At 52.7% G+C, this 12,611-nt stretch carries 15 protein-coding genes; 7 read left to right on the top strand and 8 right to left on the bottom strand.

What is annotated here, in order from left to right; translation table 11 throughout:
- Positions 1–80 precede the first annotated feature (80 nt).
- Together phnE (ACT3RT_RS08080) and phnE (ACT3RT_RS08075) are read left to right on the top strand one after the other, a co-directional pair.
- Positions 81–944, top strand: a complete 864-nt coding sequence (gene phnE, locus ACT3RT_RS08080) for a phosphonate ABC transporter, permease protein PhnE (RefSeq protein ID WP_100937705.1) — start codon at positions 81–83, stop codon at positions 942–944.
- Complete coding sequence (phnE, locus tag ACT3RT_RS08075) at positions 944–1,864, top strand: phosphonate ABC transporter, permease protein PhnE (RefSeq protein WP_485902816.1); 921 nt, start codon at positions 944–946, stop codon at positions 1,862–1,864. The genes phnE (ACT3RT_RS08080) and phnE (ACT3RT_RS08075) overlap by 1 nt, the downstream gene beginning before the upstream one ends.
- A gap of 82 nt (positions 1,865–1,946) precedes the next feature.
- On the opposite strand, the gene ACT3RT_RS08070 is transcribed toward phnE (ACT3RT_RS08075), so the two are convergent.
- On the bottom strand, positions 1,947–3,326 hold the full coding sequence (locus ACT3RT_RS08070; RefSeq protein WP_496202794.1) for an NAD-dependent succinate-semialdehyde dehydrogenase: 1,380 nt from the start codon (positions 3,324–3,326) through the stop codon (positions 1,947–1,949).
- A gap of 320 nt (positions 3,327–3,646) precedes the next feature.
- On the opposite strand from ACT3RT_RS08070, the gene ACT3RT_RS08065 reads away from it, so the two are divergent.
- Complete coding sequence (locus tag ACT3RT_RS08065) at positions 3,647–3,976, top strand: DHCW motif cupin fold protein (protein ID WP_100937941.1); 330 nt, start codon at positions 3,647–3,649, stop codon at positions 3,974–3,976.
- Between the two features lie 47 nt (positions 3,977–4,023).
- Positions 4,024–5,121: a D-alanine--D-alanine ligase gene (gene ddlA, locus ACT3RT_RS08060; RefSeq protein WP_496202793.1), complete on the top strand. Its 1,098-nt coding sequence runs from the start codon at positions 4,024–4,026 to the stop codon at positions 5,119–5,121.
- 45 nt (positions 5,122–5,166) lie between these two features.
- Here the strand turns inward: ddlA and ACT3RT_RS08055 are convergent, their stop codons facing one another.
- The 7 genes from ACT3RT_RS08055 to ACT3RT_RS08025 form a co-directional block, all read right to left on the bottom strand.
- Positions 5,167–6,384: an MFS transporter gene (locus ACT3RT_RS08055; protein WP_496202792.1), complete on the bottom strand. Its 1,218-nt coding sequence runs from the start codon at positions 6,382–6,384 to the stop codon at positions 5,167–5,169.
- A gap of 186 nt (positions 6,385–6,570) precedes the next feature.
- On the bottom strand, positions 6,571–6,867 hold the full coding sequence (locus ACT3RT_RS08050) for a TM2 domain-containing protein (protein WP_353501428.1): 297 nt from the start codon (positions 6,865–6,867) through the stop codon (positions 6,571–6,573).
- Positions 6,868–7,053: 186 nt separating this feature from the next.
- Positions 7,054–7,317 carry a multiple stress resistance protein BhsA gene (bhsA, locus tag ACT3RT_RS08045; RefSeq protein WP_353501429.1) on the bottom strand — a complete coding sequence of 88 codons (264 nt, stop codon included), beginning with the start codon at positions 7,315–7,317 and terminating at the stop codon, positions 7,054–7,056.
- 36 nt (positions 7,318–7,353) lie between these two features.
- Entirely contained in the window at positions 7,354–7,611 is a 258-nt protein-coding gene (gene bhsA / locus ACT3RT_RS08040) for a multiple stress resistance protein BhsA (RefSeq protein WP_353501430.1), read from the bottom strand.
- A 128-nt stretch (positions 7,612–7,739) separates the two neighbouring features.
- Positions 7,740–7,997, bottom strand: a complete 258-nt coding sequence (gene bhsA / locus ACT3RT_RS08035) for a multiple stress resistance protein BhsA (protein ID WP_353501431.1) — start codon at positions 7,995–7,997, stop codon at positions 7,740–7,742.
- 80 nt (positions 7,998–8,077) lie between these two features.
- A complete protein-coding gene (bhsA, locus tag ACT3RT_RS08030; RefSeq protein ID WP_353501432.1) occupies positions 8,078–8,335 on the bottom strand; it encodes a multiple stress resistance protein BhsA in 258 nt (85 codons plus the stop codon).
- Between the two features lie 477 nt (positions 8,336–8,812).
- Positions 8,813–9,067, bottom strand: coding sequence for a hypothetical protein (locus ACT3RT_RS08025; protein WP_353501433.1), 255 nt, complete (start codon positions 9,065–9,067; stop codon positions 8,813–8,815).
- 156 nt (positions 9,068–9,223) lie between these two features.
- Here ACT3RT_RS08025 and ACT3RT_RS08020 point away from each other — a divergent pair, with 156 nt between their 5' ends.
- The 3 genes from ACT3RT_RS08020 (at position 9,224) to ACT3RT_RS08010 (ending at position 12,320) form a co-directional block, all read left to right on the top strand.
- Positions 9,224–9,883 (top strand): TetR/AcrR family transcriptional regulator, encoded by a 660-nt coding sequence (locus tag ACT3RT_RS08020; RefSeq protein WP_396130278.1) that lies wholly within the window; start codon positions 9,224–9,226, stop codon positions 9,881–9,883.
- 235 nt (positions 9,884–10,118) lie between these two features.
- Positions 10,119–11,228, top strand: a complete 1,110-nt coding sequence (locus ACT3RT_RS08015) for a suppressor of fused domain protein (protein ID WP_353501435.1) — start codon at positions 10,119–10,121, stop codon at positions 11,226–11,228.
- A 171-nt stretch (positions 11,229–11,399) separates the two neighbouring features.
- Entirely contained in the window at positions 11,400–12,320 is a 921-nt protein-coding gene (locus ACT3RT_RS08010) for a chitinase (RefSeq protein ID WP_485902807.1), read from the top strand.
- Positions 12,321–12,611: the final 291 nt, after the last annotated feature.

The following is a 12,611-nucleotide window of genomic DNA, read 5'->3' as shown; positions in this document are numbered from 1 at the left end:
GTCGCATCCAAATTGCCTGCGACAATAACGCCTGCATATATTTTACTCTTTAATATCGATAGAAATACGGAATCATTATTTTGAATAAAGACTTCAATCGTTATTATCAGCAAATTCGCGGGAAACAAAAACGTGAAGCGCTGGTATGGTCGGGAATAATGCTGCTGCTCTATTTATGGTCCGGCAATGTTTCTGAACTCAATCTGAAAACCGTATTTTTCTCTGCTCCACACTTCTTCGATTATATTGGCGAAACCGTGCCGGTATTGCACTGGTCAAAACTATTTGCTGATGGTCACACTGAAGGTTCGCTGGCTTATTGGGGATACCGTCTGAATATTCAGCTGCCGCTGATTTGGGAAACCATTCAACTGGCGCTCTCATCGACGATTTTATCCACCGCGCTCGCCACCTTGCTGGCTTTTATGGCCGCCAGTAACACCGACTCGCCGAAATGGCTCAAATTTAGTATCCGCACTTTTGTGGCTTTCCTGCGCACCATGCCCGAGCTGGCGTGGGCGGTAATGTGCGTCATGGCGTTCGGCGTCGGGGCTATTCCGGGCTTTATCGCCTTGACCCTGCACACCGTGGGCAGCCTGACCAAACTGTTTTATGAGTCGATTGAAACCGCCTCTGACAAGCCGGTTCGCGGCTTGAAGTCTTGCGGAGCCGGGCGTTTGCAGCGCATGCGCTTTGCCCTCTGGCCGCAGGTCAAACCGATTTTCCTCTCCTACAGCTTTATGCGTCTGGAGATTAACTTCCGCCAGTCAACCATTCTGGGGCTGGTCGGGGCAGGGGGCATCGGCCAAGAGCTGATGACGTCCATCAAACTTGACCGTTACGACCAAGTCAGTATGACGCTGCTGCTGATCATTTTGGTGGTTTCCATCATGGACTTTTTATCCGGCAAGCTGCGTAAACTCGCGGTAGAGGGCACGTTCTGATGCTGACTGAAGCTCTGGCACCATCGGCTATCGCCAATATCAAGCGCGATAACCCAACACTGTTTTCCGCCCAGCGTCGCTATCTGCGCTACCTCGGCACCTTCGCCGTGCTGATCACGCTGTATTACATCTACTTTTTCACCTTCTACGGCATTCCGTGGACCGCCGTGGTGCACGGCTCATCGGAGATTGGTCGTTATTTCCTGCGCATGTTTGTGTGGCATAACTTCTCCGAATGGCCGCTGATGTATTACTTCGAGCAAATTGTGATGACGCTGGCGATTGTCTTCGCCGGGACCATCACCGCCTCCTTCCTGGCGCTGCCGCTGTCGTTTTTGGCGGCGCGAAATGTGATGTCCACGCCGGTGCTGCGGCCGATTTCGCTGGTGGTGCGCCGCATTCTGGACATCCTGCGCGGTTTGGACATGGCTATCTGGGGGCTGATTTTTGTCCGCGCCGTCGGCATGGGTCCGCTGGCCGGGGTACTGGCGATTATTCTGCAAGACCTTGGCCTGCTCGGTAAGCTTTACGCCGAAGGGCACGAAGCCGTGGAACGCTCGCCAAGTCGCGGTTTACGGGCCTTGGGCGCGAATCCGCTGCAAACCCATCGCTTTGGTATTTTCACCCAGTCATTCCCGACCTTCCTCGCGCTGTCGCTGTACCAGATTGAGTCCAACACCCGTTCTGCGGCGGTATTGGGTTTTGTTGGGGCAGGGGGGATTGGTCTGGTGTATGCCGAAAACATGCGTTTATGGAACTGGGACGTGGTGATGTTTATCACCCTGATTTTGGTGGTGATCGTGATGACGATGGATAAGATTTCCTCCATCCTGCGCGCGAAATACATTCATGGCGAAGATATCGATTTGTTCGAAGCGCCGCCGAAGCCTAAGCCGCCAATTGAGCTGTACAAACCGTAATAAAAGCCACGTCATCAAGGTCTTAGGCATAAAAAAAGCCCCTTCTCCGCGCGGAGAAAGGGCTTTTTTACTGACTACTAAACTAGGATTTTGCAGCCAGTACTACCAGTTTCTGGTTCACAAACTCTTTGATCCCCAAATCGGATAACTCGCGGCCGAAGCCCGAGCGTTTAACCCCACCAAACGGCAGTTCTGGCGCGGTGTTGGACGGCGAATTAACATACAGCATGCCGGTTTCGATTTGCGTCGCCAGTTTACGGGCGCGTTTCATGTCTTTGGTAAACAGGGAACCGCCAAGGCCGTAGTTGGAGTCATTCGCCAACTTCACTAACTCTTCATCGTTTTTTACCACGTAAATCTGCGCCACCGGGCCGAAGAACTCTTCGAAGTAGGCCGGATTGTCGCGGGTGATGTGAGTCAGAATGGTCGCTTCATAGAAGTTACCCGGATTGTTAGCCACGACTTTACCGCCGACGTGGACTTTCGCACCGTTTTTCACCGCCTGATCCACCTGCTTGGTCAGGGTTTTCAGCGCGTCGGCTGAAGAGAGCGGGCCAAGGGTGGTGCTGCTGTCGAGCGGGTCACCGATCTTCAGCGCCTTGAAGTGTTCGGTGAATTTCTTCAGGAACTCATCGGCGACTTTCTCATGGATAATAAAGCGCTTAGCGGCGGTACACACCTGCCCGGCATTGGCCACGCGGGCCTGTGCACCGGCTTCGGCGGCATGGTCGATATCGGCATCTTCCAGTACGGCGAAGACGTCATTACCGCCCAGCTCCAAGGTCGATTTCTTCAGCTTGCTAGCCGCTTTGGCGGCTACCACGGCACCGGCTTTTTCCGAGCCGGTCAAGGCAACGCCCTGCACGCGGTCATCTTCAATGATATCGGCCACCTGATCCTGAGAAATAAACAGGTTGGTGTAAGCACCTTTTGGTGCCCCGGCTTCGCTGACCAATTTCTCAAAGGTTTCGGCACAGTGCGGAACAATACCGGCATGCTTGACGATGACGCTGTTACCGGCGGCCAGGTTCGGCGCCAACACGCGCATCAGCTGGTAGAATGGGAAGTTCCACGGCTCAACCGCCATGATAACCCCAATCGGGCTATGCTCGACCCAGGCTTCGCCCAGGCTGGACTTGTAGGGAACGGGCTTGAGGAACTCTTCGGCGTTGTCGGCGTAATACTTGGCAATCTCCGCGCAGAGCTTCACTTCATCGCGGCTTTGCTCAATCAGTTTACCCATCTCAACGCTGACGATTTTCGCCAGCTCTTCCACTCGGGAAGACATAATATCGGATAATTTATGCAGCACTTTCAGGCGTTGCTGCATATCCCCTTGACCCCATTCGGACTTATACAGGTCATGAGCTGCACTCAGCGTTTGTTCAACCTGCTGATCATTATGTGTTTGATATTCTTTGATAAGCTTGTTGTTGAAAGGATTAATCGTTTGATAAGGCATAAATAGCTCCTTGTTTATAACGCTTTTGCGAACGTAACTTAAGCCTAGTCGATAAAAACGCGTTTTGGGACTGGAGTCACCTTTGGCAACACTCTAGAATCGGCGGTTTTTGCGCCAAGCCCCACAGCCCGCGCCGCGCCAGCCCTGTGGGCTGTCCTTCGGATAATTCGGCTTTACTTAACTTTGCAGCCACGGCACTGATAGACGCCATGAACTCTTTTTCAATTCATATTCACCTAGCCAATCAACATTGATTGATAAAAACCGCGCTCACTTTTATGCTGGATTTCCTTTTTGATCTGACAGATAACGAGAAGCCGATGAAGCTTGCTGCAATTCCGTTTTGTACCACCGACTGGAGCCAGATAGAGCCAACCGAGCACGCGGGAGAAACCGGCGTAGCCCTGTGGCGCACCCAGCATTTCGGCGATATTCGGGTGAGGATCGTCGAGTATTCGGCGGGCTATTTGGCGGACCACTGGTGTAGCAAAGGGCACGTGCTGTTTTGTCTCGAGGGCGAATTACAAACTCGTCTCGACGACGGCCGCACCTTCACCTTGACACCCGGCATGAGCTATCAGGTGGCGGATAACGCAGAGGCGCACCAATCCTCGACCGCGTTGGGCGCAAAGCTGTTTGTGGTTGACTGATTTTTCAGTCCTAACAACCCTTTAGATACTGTTTTTGAGGAGCTGTGGTGAGTAAATTACGCGTAGGCATCATTTTTGGCGGGAAATCGGCAGAGCACGAAGTCTCGTTGCAGTCGGCAAAGAATATTGTGGATGCCATAGATAAGCAGCGTTTTGACGTCACGCTGTTAGGCATTGATAAAACAGGCGAATGGCACATTAACGACGCCAGTAACTACTTGATCAATGCTGAAAATCCGTCACTGATTGCGCTGAATAAGTCCAACAATCAGGTGGCTCTGATCCCCGGCCAGACTGAAAACCAGCTGATTGAAACCCGCAGCGCCAGCGTGCTTTCCCAGCTGGATGTCATTTTCCCGATTGTGCACGGCACCTTGGGTGAAGATGGCTCGCTGCAAGGGCTGCTGCGCATGGCGAATATTCCCTTTGTTGGCTCTGGCGTGCTGGGGTCGGCGGTCAGTATGGACAAGGATGTGACCAAGCGCCTGCTGCGCGACGCGGGCCTCAATGTGGCGCCTTTTGTCACCGTGACGCGCAGTAACCGCGCCAAGCAGACCTTTGAGAAAGTGGCGCAAGAGCTGGGGCTGCCGCTGTTCATCAAGCCTGCTAACCAAGGCTCTTCGGTAGGCGTCAGCAAGGTCAGCGATCAGGCTGGATATGCCCGCGCATTGGACTTGGCCTTTGATTTCGACCATAAAGTGCTGGTGGAGTCGGCCATTGTCGGGCGTGAAATCGAGTGTGCCGTGCTGGGTAACGCGCAGCCGCAGGCCAGCGTCTGTGGCGAAGTTATCCTGCACGATGAGTTCTACTCTTACGACACCAAATACATCAACGAGCAAGGCGCCTCGGTGGCGGTTCCGGCGGATTTATCCCCTGAAATCAATGATCGAATTCGCGCCATCGCCTTGCAGGCGTTTGAAGTCTTAGAGTGTCGCGGTATGGCGCGCGTGGACGTGTTCCTCACCCAGCAGGGCGAGGTGGTGATTAACGAAATCAACACCTTGCCGGGATTCACCAATATCAGCATGTATCCAAAACTCTGGGCCGCCAGCGGCTTAAGCTATAGCGATTTGATCACCAAATTGCTGGAACTGGCTCTAGAACAGCACCAGCAAGACAGCCAGTTGAAAAGCTCCGCCAACTAATTTTGCAGTAAAAACCTCCCCTGATGATCGGGGAGGTTGCCCGACTTAGCGGCGATACTTCCACAAAATGCCAACCGCGGTGCTCAACCCCACCAGTGACATTACCTTCAGCGCCAAGATTGCTCCGCCATAACGAGTCAGCGCCGCCACCATCAGCGACGCCACGCCCGCCGCCACGAGCTGCCAGCGCCATGCCATGGCACTCGCCGAGGCCACGGTTTGCGCGTCAAACTCCCGCAAAATGCCGAAAGTCGCCAGCGCGAACACCACGTTGGAGGCAATGTGCGCGATAAAAATCATCCCCAGAGGCGCTAAATACCACGCGGACATGGGCGGGATCAGCAGATAGCTGGCGAGGAAAATCAGCAGGCAGGTCGCCAGCAGCCCGTTATTCCCGGCGTATTGCCGCATTCGATTTGCCGGAAGCAGTAACGGGCCACAAAGCTGGCCCAGACTGCGAGCGAACATCAGCGGTAGCGCGAAACCTGTGGCTTCATCGGGCTTAATCTGCTGGGCCAGCGCGGGCAGCAGAGACATCGCTGGCGTGCCGACGGTAGCTAGCATCGGCAGCATCAGCAGGTTGCGCCGTTGCAGCGGCGAGAGCGCCCGCCAGCTGACTTTCCCCGTGGCGCTTGTTGAGGCATCGGCCTCAGTTTCATCAGACGTCGGCACAAAACGCCGCGCAGCCAGCAGAAGCAGAACCGCCGAGGCGATAAAGCTCAGGGCGTCGAGCAGCAACATCCCTCCGGCATTAATCAGCGGGAAAATCAGCACCCCCACGCCAACGCCTAGCAGCACCTGTGCCGCGAAGATCAGCGTCTCCATGCAGGTGGCGGCGGGTAATTCTTCACTTTTCAACCCGCGTTTAAATACCAGCGACAGGGCCGGAAAGGTGACGCCGCTAATCACTGCGCTACAGGCCTGCACCGCCAGCAGCCCGACCGAATGTTGCGCCAGCAGGCTATACAGCGGAAAGACCAAGGAGAGCAGCCCCAGCGCTTCGGCCAGCAGCAGCATGGCAAAAGGTGAGTAGCGTTGGCAGAGGCGTTCACCCAGCAGACTGCCTAAAAATCCGGGCAGGGTGGCGAGCACGTAGGCAAAAATCAGGGTGGTGGCAGAGGCGCGCCATTGTAAAAGCTGGCCGAAAACCACCACTTGGGTCAGGCCGTTGCCGAGAGAGGAAAGAATAAAGGCGTAGCCGAGCAGTCTCAGCCACGAATGGCCGCGCAGCGCGCTCACCAGGGCACTCAGTAGAGTCGTCATGTAAAAGCATTCTCATAAGAAACAGGTTATGCGCGCGGCCTAAAAGGCAGCACGAAGAAAAAAGCTGTTAGTTATGAGGCTGTTCTACATTGGCGGAACCCGTAAAGGAGAGGAGGGAATAAATATAGTAGCAGAAAGCAAAAAGGCAGAAATCAGATTCTGCCTTTTCCATTTTTACCGCCGGTCTTAGCCATACTTTCTGGCAAAATCTTCGTCCGACATGCAGAGATAAATAATAAATTCTACAAATGCGACGATCGAAGGAATAAAGGTCCAGCAGAAGAGTAAGTACAGGAAACCTTGCCCGATTTTACCCAAATAGAACTTATGTACCCCAAAGGCACCGAGGAAAAAGGCCAGCAAGGCCGCCGCGATGCGGTTCTTCGAACCCGGCACGCTGTTGGTTGCGCCACAGTGAGGGCAGTTTCTGGCAGTTTCGTGGATCTCTTTGCCGCAGCCTCTACAAAAAACCATATTAGACATCGTTATTTCATCCCATGAAAATTCTTATAAATTGTGCAGCAGCATTATAGAGGCTGTTGATAGCGGCGATATAGCCTTTCTCTAAACGAGGGATGAAAATAATTACTTTAGCGGGGGATGGGCGAGAGGCAGGCATGAAAAAGGCGGCCAAAGCCGCCTCTTCTTCATATTTCTACTGCTTAACGCTTACTTGTACAACTCAGCCGTGCCGTAAGTGTGGTTATCGCCGTCACCGGAAGTGAAGATGATGCGATAAGCACTTGCCCCGCGGGCCTGGGCTTCATTAGCGAGTTCACTCTTCAGGCCAGATAAGTCGGTACCAGCCTGTGCGCTAATCACCCCGATGGACTGCGAGTTAGCGGGTGCAGATTGCACCTGAGTCGCCGCCAGCGTGGTAAAAGAGGCCGTTGCCAGTGCGATGGCTGCCAGAGTCTTTGTCAGGTTTTTCATGATGTCTTGCCCTCAGTCGTCGTATAGCTGCGACGATTATTTGTACAGCTCAGCAGTCCCGTACAGGCGGTTGTCGCCGGATGCGGAGATGATGCGATAAGAGGTAGCACCATTAGCTTCTGCTTTGGCGGCCAGTTTATTTTCCAGACTAGACAGGTTAGTGCCGGCCTGTGCGCTGATCACGCCGATTGGCTGTGAGTTAGCAGGAGCAGACTGAACCTGGGTGGCGGCCATGGTGGTGAAAGAAGCCGTTGCCAGTGCGATGGCTGCGAGGGTCATTGTCAGGTTTTTCATAATATATTGTCCTATTGATTCGTCGTTTATCAGACTTTGTTAGCTGGGCGCTCTTCGCGCGCTCTTTCTGGGCAACAAAGCCACTCTTCTGTCCGTTCGGTACCCTTTAAAACTCAATACTTCAGGACTTATTTGTACAGCTCGGCAGTCCCGTACAGGCGGTTGTCGCCGGAAGCGGAGATGATGCGATAAGAGGTTGCACCATTAGCTTCTGCTTTAGCGGCCAGCTGGTGTTCCAGGCTAGACAAGTTGGTACCGGCCTGCGCGCTAACTACGCCGATTGACTGGGCGTTAGTTGGAGCAGACTGAACCTGAGTCGCAGCCAGAGTGGAGAAAGAAGCCGTGGCCAGTGCAATGGCAGCAAGGGTCATTGTTACGTTTTTCATGATAAGTACCTTTAATTATGAATCATTATTATTAATCGTTAACTAATTTAGTGCGATAACGCTTTAAAAGCGGCTCGCTGTTATTTGTACAGCTCAGCAGTACCGTGCAGGTAGTTGTCACCAGAAGCACCGATGATGCGGTAAGAGCTGGCACCTGCTTCAGTGGCTTTGGCATTCAGTTCACGCTGCAAGCTAGACAGGTCATTGCTTGAGTTCGCGCTGATCACGCCAATTTTTTCTTGGTTAGCCGGAGCTGAATCAACCAGCGTTGCCGCCATGGAAGAGAAAGATACGGTAGCCAGAGCCAGTGCTGCGATAGTCATTTTTACGTTTTTCATGATGTTAGTTCCTTATCTCTATTTGTTTATCGTGCTGTCGAAAGTCTTTATGATTTGGTCAACGTTATTAATTAACGTTCGATAATTAAATGTTAGTCGTTGACAGAATCTTGTGCAACTTATTTTTTTAATAATCGTTAACTAAAAGTGCTGTGAGCCAGATCACGTTAACAAGAGGGATATGTATCTCAATTGTTAAATCTTCACGGCAAGCTAATTAATTAACGGTCGATAACTAAATGCTAGTGGGTTTTTATGACACAAGCAAGAATTATTTAATGAGTGATAACTTAATGGTTGGAGTGAAGGGCGAAGGATGGTAAAACCGTTGGGTGGTTTTCAGAAGTCTCGCTCTGCTGAGAATCAGAAAGGCGACCTTTATGTCGCCTTTCTATTACATCCCCTTTCTGCGTTGGCGTCTAAAGCGACGGTGCAATAAGGGGTCAGGTGATCACCTAGTAATAATCAGGTGATTACCTAGTAATAAACGGGAGGGTGATTGCCTGAGCCCGCTGGGGCAGGTGGCATGGTTGGAGAAGTTGGAATGCGCTGTTGTGACGATTTGCCGTTGACGAAGCGGGCAGGGTGACAAAAGTTACTGTCCCCAGTCACATTGACCATGGCAACTTCCTGACTCTGTGTTGGCATCATGATAACCTGCTGTGCGGCGACATTGGCAACCGGGGCAGCGGTTAAAGCCATAACGGCAAGAAGGATTTTTAAAGCACGCATGATGGTTTGTCCTGAGATTCTAGATGCTAAGAGTGATTTACTTATCGCTCGATAATTAAATAATAATCTCTGCTGGACTTGTGCGCAACTATTTTTAATAATGATCGTTAAATTATTCTGATAACCAGAACCAATAAGGTGATGGAAGGAGGGTGTATGAGCACTGAACACACGGCTTTGGTCCGGAAAAGTCGCGGTCGCCCAAAACAGTTCGATCGTGGAACTGCTCTGAGCAAGGCCCTGAATTTATTCTGGCGTCATGGCTACGAGGCCACTTCTTTAGCGGACTTGGTCGAAGCCACGGGTGCGAAAGCTCCTACCTTATATGCCGAGTTCGGCAATAAAGAGGGGTTATTCCGCGCGGCCGTTGAACACTATCTGGCAACCTTTTACGAAAAGAGTTTCTGTCTGCTGAGCAGAACAGATTTGTCCGTTGAACAGGCTATCGAACAGTATCTGCGCACCACGGCAGAGATGTTCACCGACTGCGATACGCCGAGCGGCTGCTTTATGGTTAGCGCCTCATCCGGCATGTCTTCCTCTTCGCAAGACATCGCGGAAATGCTGCGCAACCGCCACTTGTCGCAGGAACGCACTTTGTTTGAGTACTTCGAAAAGAAAAAACTCAGCAACGAGCTTCCACAAACGACTGACAGCGCGCTGTTGGCGAAATATCTGGCATGTACCGTTCAGGGGATGTCAGTGCAGGCTCGCGATGGGGCCAGCACCGAGCAGCTTAATCGCTTGATTGATTTGGTCATTCATCTGTGGCCAGAGCTGAATAAAGCCACGGCGTCGAAACCTCTGGCTCATTAAGCTCGATAGCCACGCCGTTATGCTATAAACCAACACGCCAGACGCCGAGATTCGGGTCTGGCGTTATTTTTTCCCGCTTGTTGCCTGCTGTTTACTCAATTTCGCCTCTTTTTTCCCCGCTATCACAAGGATTTTTGGGACTTTTGCCCGTTATCCTCACTTGCTAATCGTTCTACACTGACTGGAAAGCGACTCAGACGCTTCAAATCCTATTGAGGCCCACCGTTGAGGTTTTATGCGCCAGTCAGACATTCTCGTCGAAGTCAGTAACGACAAACAAACCCTGACCGCGCTGGTCGAGCAGGATGACCGCGTGGCTTATCTCTATATTTACGCCCGCGAAGATTTACGCGATCGCTTCCCGCGCATGCGCGCCTGCTGGATCCGCAATCTTTCTCCCGCCCCGCAGCACGACGACCATGCCGCCATGGAGAGCGGGAAGGCGCCGATGCTCGCCGCGCAGTATTGCCGCAGCCTGGAGGCAGAAGCACCGCTGGATCCGGCACAAATTCAAATTTTATGGAATGAAAGCGACGACGGCGCGGCCCTCTGGTATCAAGGGTTGCTGCTGGCGGTGATCCCCGGCTGGAGCCTGTATATCGACCATTCGGTCTGCTATTCGGCGGGCTGTATCAAGCAAAACCCGCTGACTTTCCCATTGGGATCGGCGTCGACCAATACGCAATATGAGTTGGCCGACAAGACGCGCCAATTCTGGCGCGACTGGCAGCAGGAAGAGCACAACCCGTGGCCGAAAATTCAGCGTAAATTCCTCGCCAGCTATGAGGAGCGCTTCGGGCCATCGGTGAAATATTACGGCATTGATCAGGGCAACTGGCCGCCAATGGCCATTTCCCAGCACGAGGATGAGGAGAATTACTACTTCTTCACGCTGGGCATGAGCATCCGCCCAATGCCGCAAATCGACATTATTTTCAATGACGAAGCCCGCGAACACCGGCGCATCGAGCTGGCTTTCGCCGTCGGCAAAGAGTATGTCACCGAAGAGAACGCGGTGCAGATGGCCAGCGCGCTTTCTGGCTATGCGCAGCTGCCGTGGACCACGCTGAGCTGGCTGGGAGAAGGGCATACGCTGATTTCACCGATGGCGCCGCTGGGCTATGAGGGACACGTGGTCTCTTCCGCGCTCTGTTCGCCTTCCAGCAAAATGACCCTGCCAGATAACTATGGTGACCCGGTAAACCAGTTCTGGATCAGCCCGATTTTCACCGCCGAACGGGAGTTTGCGCTTTCCCGCCCCAATGGCGGATACGATTTGGTGGCGGCGATGATTGAGCAGGGGGCGCGTCACGTCTTTGCACCGCGTTCACCGGTAATGGGATAAATGTTTAAATCTATCTAACTGTTTTATATCGTTTTAATTTTGATGCTGTTGTGCCAGCGGTGCTACTACCCTGATCGAATGCATCAAAAAAGGTTGTAGGAGAAGATGACTTTGCCGCCGGAGAAGGCCCCGGCGTAAACGTTCTTACCTACATAAAAAAGGATATAAAACATGGCTACTTTATATACCCCTTATATTGATGTGTCCCTGAATGCGCTGTGGAGTGACTGGCAGAATTACCCTAACGGTCGCCCAAACCCGCTTTACTCTCAACAGGCTATTTCTTACGGCGTTGACGGTCTGGTGCTGGGCTTCCTGACACTTTCCCCGTCGAATAAAGCCTGCTGGGCCGCCTCCGACGCCATGCCGCTGGAATGGGCGCTGCCGCTGGCAAACGACCTGAACGCGGCAAACCGTCAGGTAATTGTCTCCTTCGGCGGCGCGTCCAACGCCGATATCTCCACCAAGTTCACTGTTGACCAACTGGTACAGACTTACACCGACGTGGTACAGAAGTTTAAAGCCAAACAGCTGGACTTCGACTTGGAAAACGGTCAATACGACTACGGTAAAATCAGCTCAGCCCTGGCGATTTTCCAGAAGAGCAACCCATCGGTTCGCATCAGCTTTACACTGCCAACCATGCCAGCAGGTTTGGTGACTGAAGGTCTGAACATCATTCAGAGCGCCAAAAATGCCGGTGTGAAGTTCAGCGTAAACGGTATGGCGATGGACTATAACGACGGCGTTTCCAGCCAAGATATGGGTAAAGCAGCGACCAGCGCGGCAACCAGCATCAAAACCCAGCTGGGCAAACTCTATCCGGGCCAGACTGACGCGCAGCTCTACCCACTGGTAGCCATCACCCCGATGATCGGTCTGAACGACGACACCACCGAGATGTTCAAACTGCCAGACGCCACCACCGTTGCCACTTTTGCCAAACAGAAGAACATGGCGTTTATCGGTAGCTGGTCGTTTAACCGTGACAACCCATCGAGCTATACCTACGTTGATTTGCAGACCAGCAGTAACCCGGCGCAGAAAGCCTCAGGTGATTATGCGAAGACGTTCTTAGCGGGTATTCGCTAAGGGAATAGTGGGCAGGGAGGCCCACAGCTCCTTTAGATCTTTAAATTCAAAACCGTGGGCTCGCCGCCCACACTTAGGTCTTTTAAATTCAAAAACGTGGGCTCGCTGCCCACACTGGCCCAAAGGGTTTTAAACGAAACCCTTTGGAATCCTGCGTTTTTTTGCTGTTGTAAGATCGAGGCTTCGCAGGGTTCCAAGGGAGGCGCGTTTACGCCTCCCTTGGTCGGTATGGGCCGACGCCCACGACCTTGACCTTAAAAAAAAGGTTTGCTCAGCTTTCCCCAAAAGCTG

This window comes from Ewingella sp. AOP9-I1-14, assembly GCF_052375995.1.
Taxonomy (GTDB): domain Bacteria; phylum Pseudomonadota; class Gammaproteobacteria; order Enterobacterales; family Enterobacteriaceae; genus Ewingella; species Ewingella allii.
This window is presented reverse-complemented; position numbering and strand designations above follow the sequence as displayed.

What these genes read in the sequence shown, in the direction of transcription:
- phnE (WP_485902816.1), top strand. Translation starts at nt 944, where the DNA reads ATGCTGACTGAAGCTCTGGCACCATCGGCTATCGCCAATATCAAGCGC.
- ACT3RT_RS08070 (WP_496202794.1), bottom strand. Translation starts at nt 3,326, where the DNA reads ATGCCTTATCAAACGATTAATCCTTTCAACAACAAGCTTATCAAAGAA.
- ACT3RT_RS08065 (WP_100937941.1), top strand. Translation starts at nt 3,647, where the DNA reads ATGAAGCTTGCTGCAATTCCGTTTTGTACCACCGACTGGAGCCAGATA.
- ACT3RT_RS08055 (WP_496202792.1), bottom strand. Translation starts at nt 6,384, where the DNA reads ATGACGACTCTACTGAGTGCCCTGGTGAGCGCGCTGCGCGGCCATTCG.
- ACT3RT_RS08050 (WP_353501428.1), bottom strand. Translation starts at nt 6,867, where the DNA reads ATGTCTAATATGGTTTTTTGTAGAGGCTGCGGCAAAGAGATCCACGAA.
- bhsA (WP_353501429.1), bottom strand. Translation starts at nt 7,317, where the DNA reads ATGAAAAACCTGACAAAGACTCTGGCAGCCATCGCACTGGCAACGGCC.
- bhsA (WP_353501430.1), bottom strand. Translation starts at nt 7,611, where the DNA reads ATGAAAAACCTGACAATGACCCTCGCAGCCATCGCACTGGCAACGGCT.
- bhsA (WP_353501431.1), bottom strand. Translation starts at nt 7,997, where the DNA reads ATGAAAAACGTAACAATGACCCTTGCTGCCATTGCACTGGCCACGGCT.
- bhsA (WP_353501432.1), bottom strand. Translation starts at nt 8,335, where the DNA reads ATGAAAAACGTAAAAATGACTATCGCAGCACTGGCTCTGGCTACCGTA.
- ACT3RT_RS08025 (WP_353501433.1), bottom strand. Translation starts at nt 9,067, where the DNA reads ATGCGTGCTTTAAAAATCCTTCTTGCCGTTATGGCTTTAACCGCTGCC.
- ACT3RT_RS08020 (WP_396130278.1), top strand. Translation starts at nt 9,224, where the DNA reads ATGAGCACTGAACACACGGCTTTGGTCCGGAAAAGTCGCGGTCGCCCA.
- ACT3RT_RS08015 (WP_353501435.1), top strand. Translation starts at nt 10,119, where the DNA reads ATGCGCCAGTCAGACATTCTCGTCGAAGTCAGTAACGACAAACAAACC.
- ACT3RT_RS08010 (WP_485902807.1), top strand. Translation starts at nt 11,400, where the DNA reads ATGGCTACTTTATATACCCCTTATATTGATGTGTCCCTGAATGCGCTG.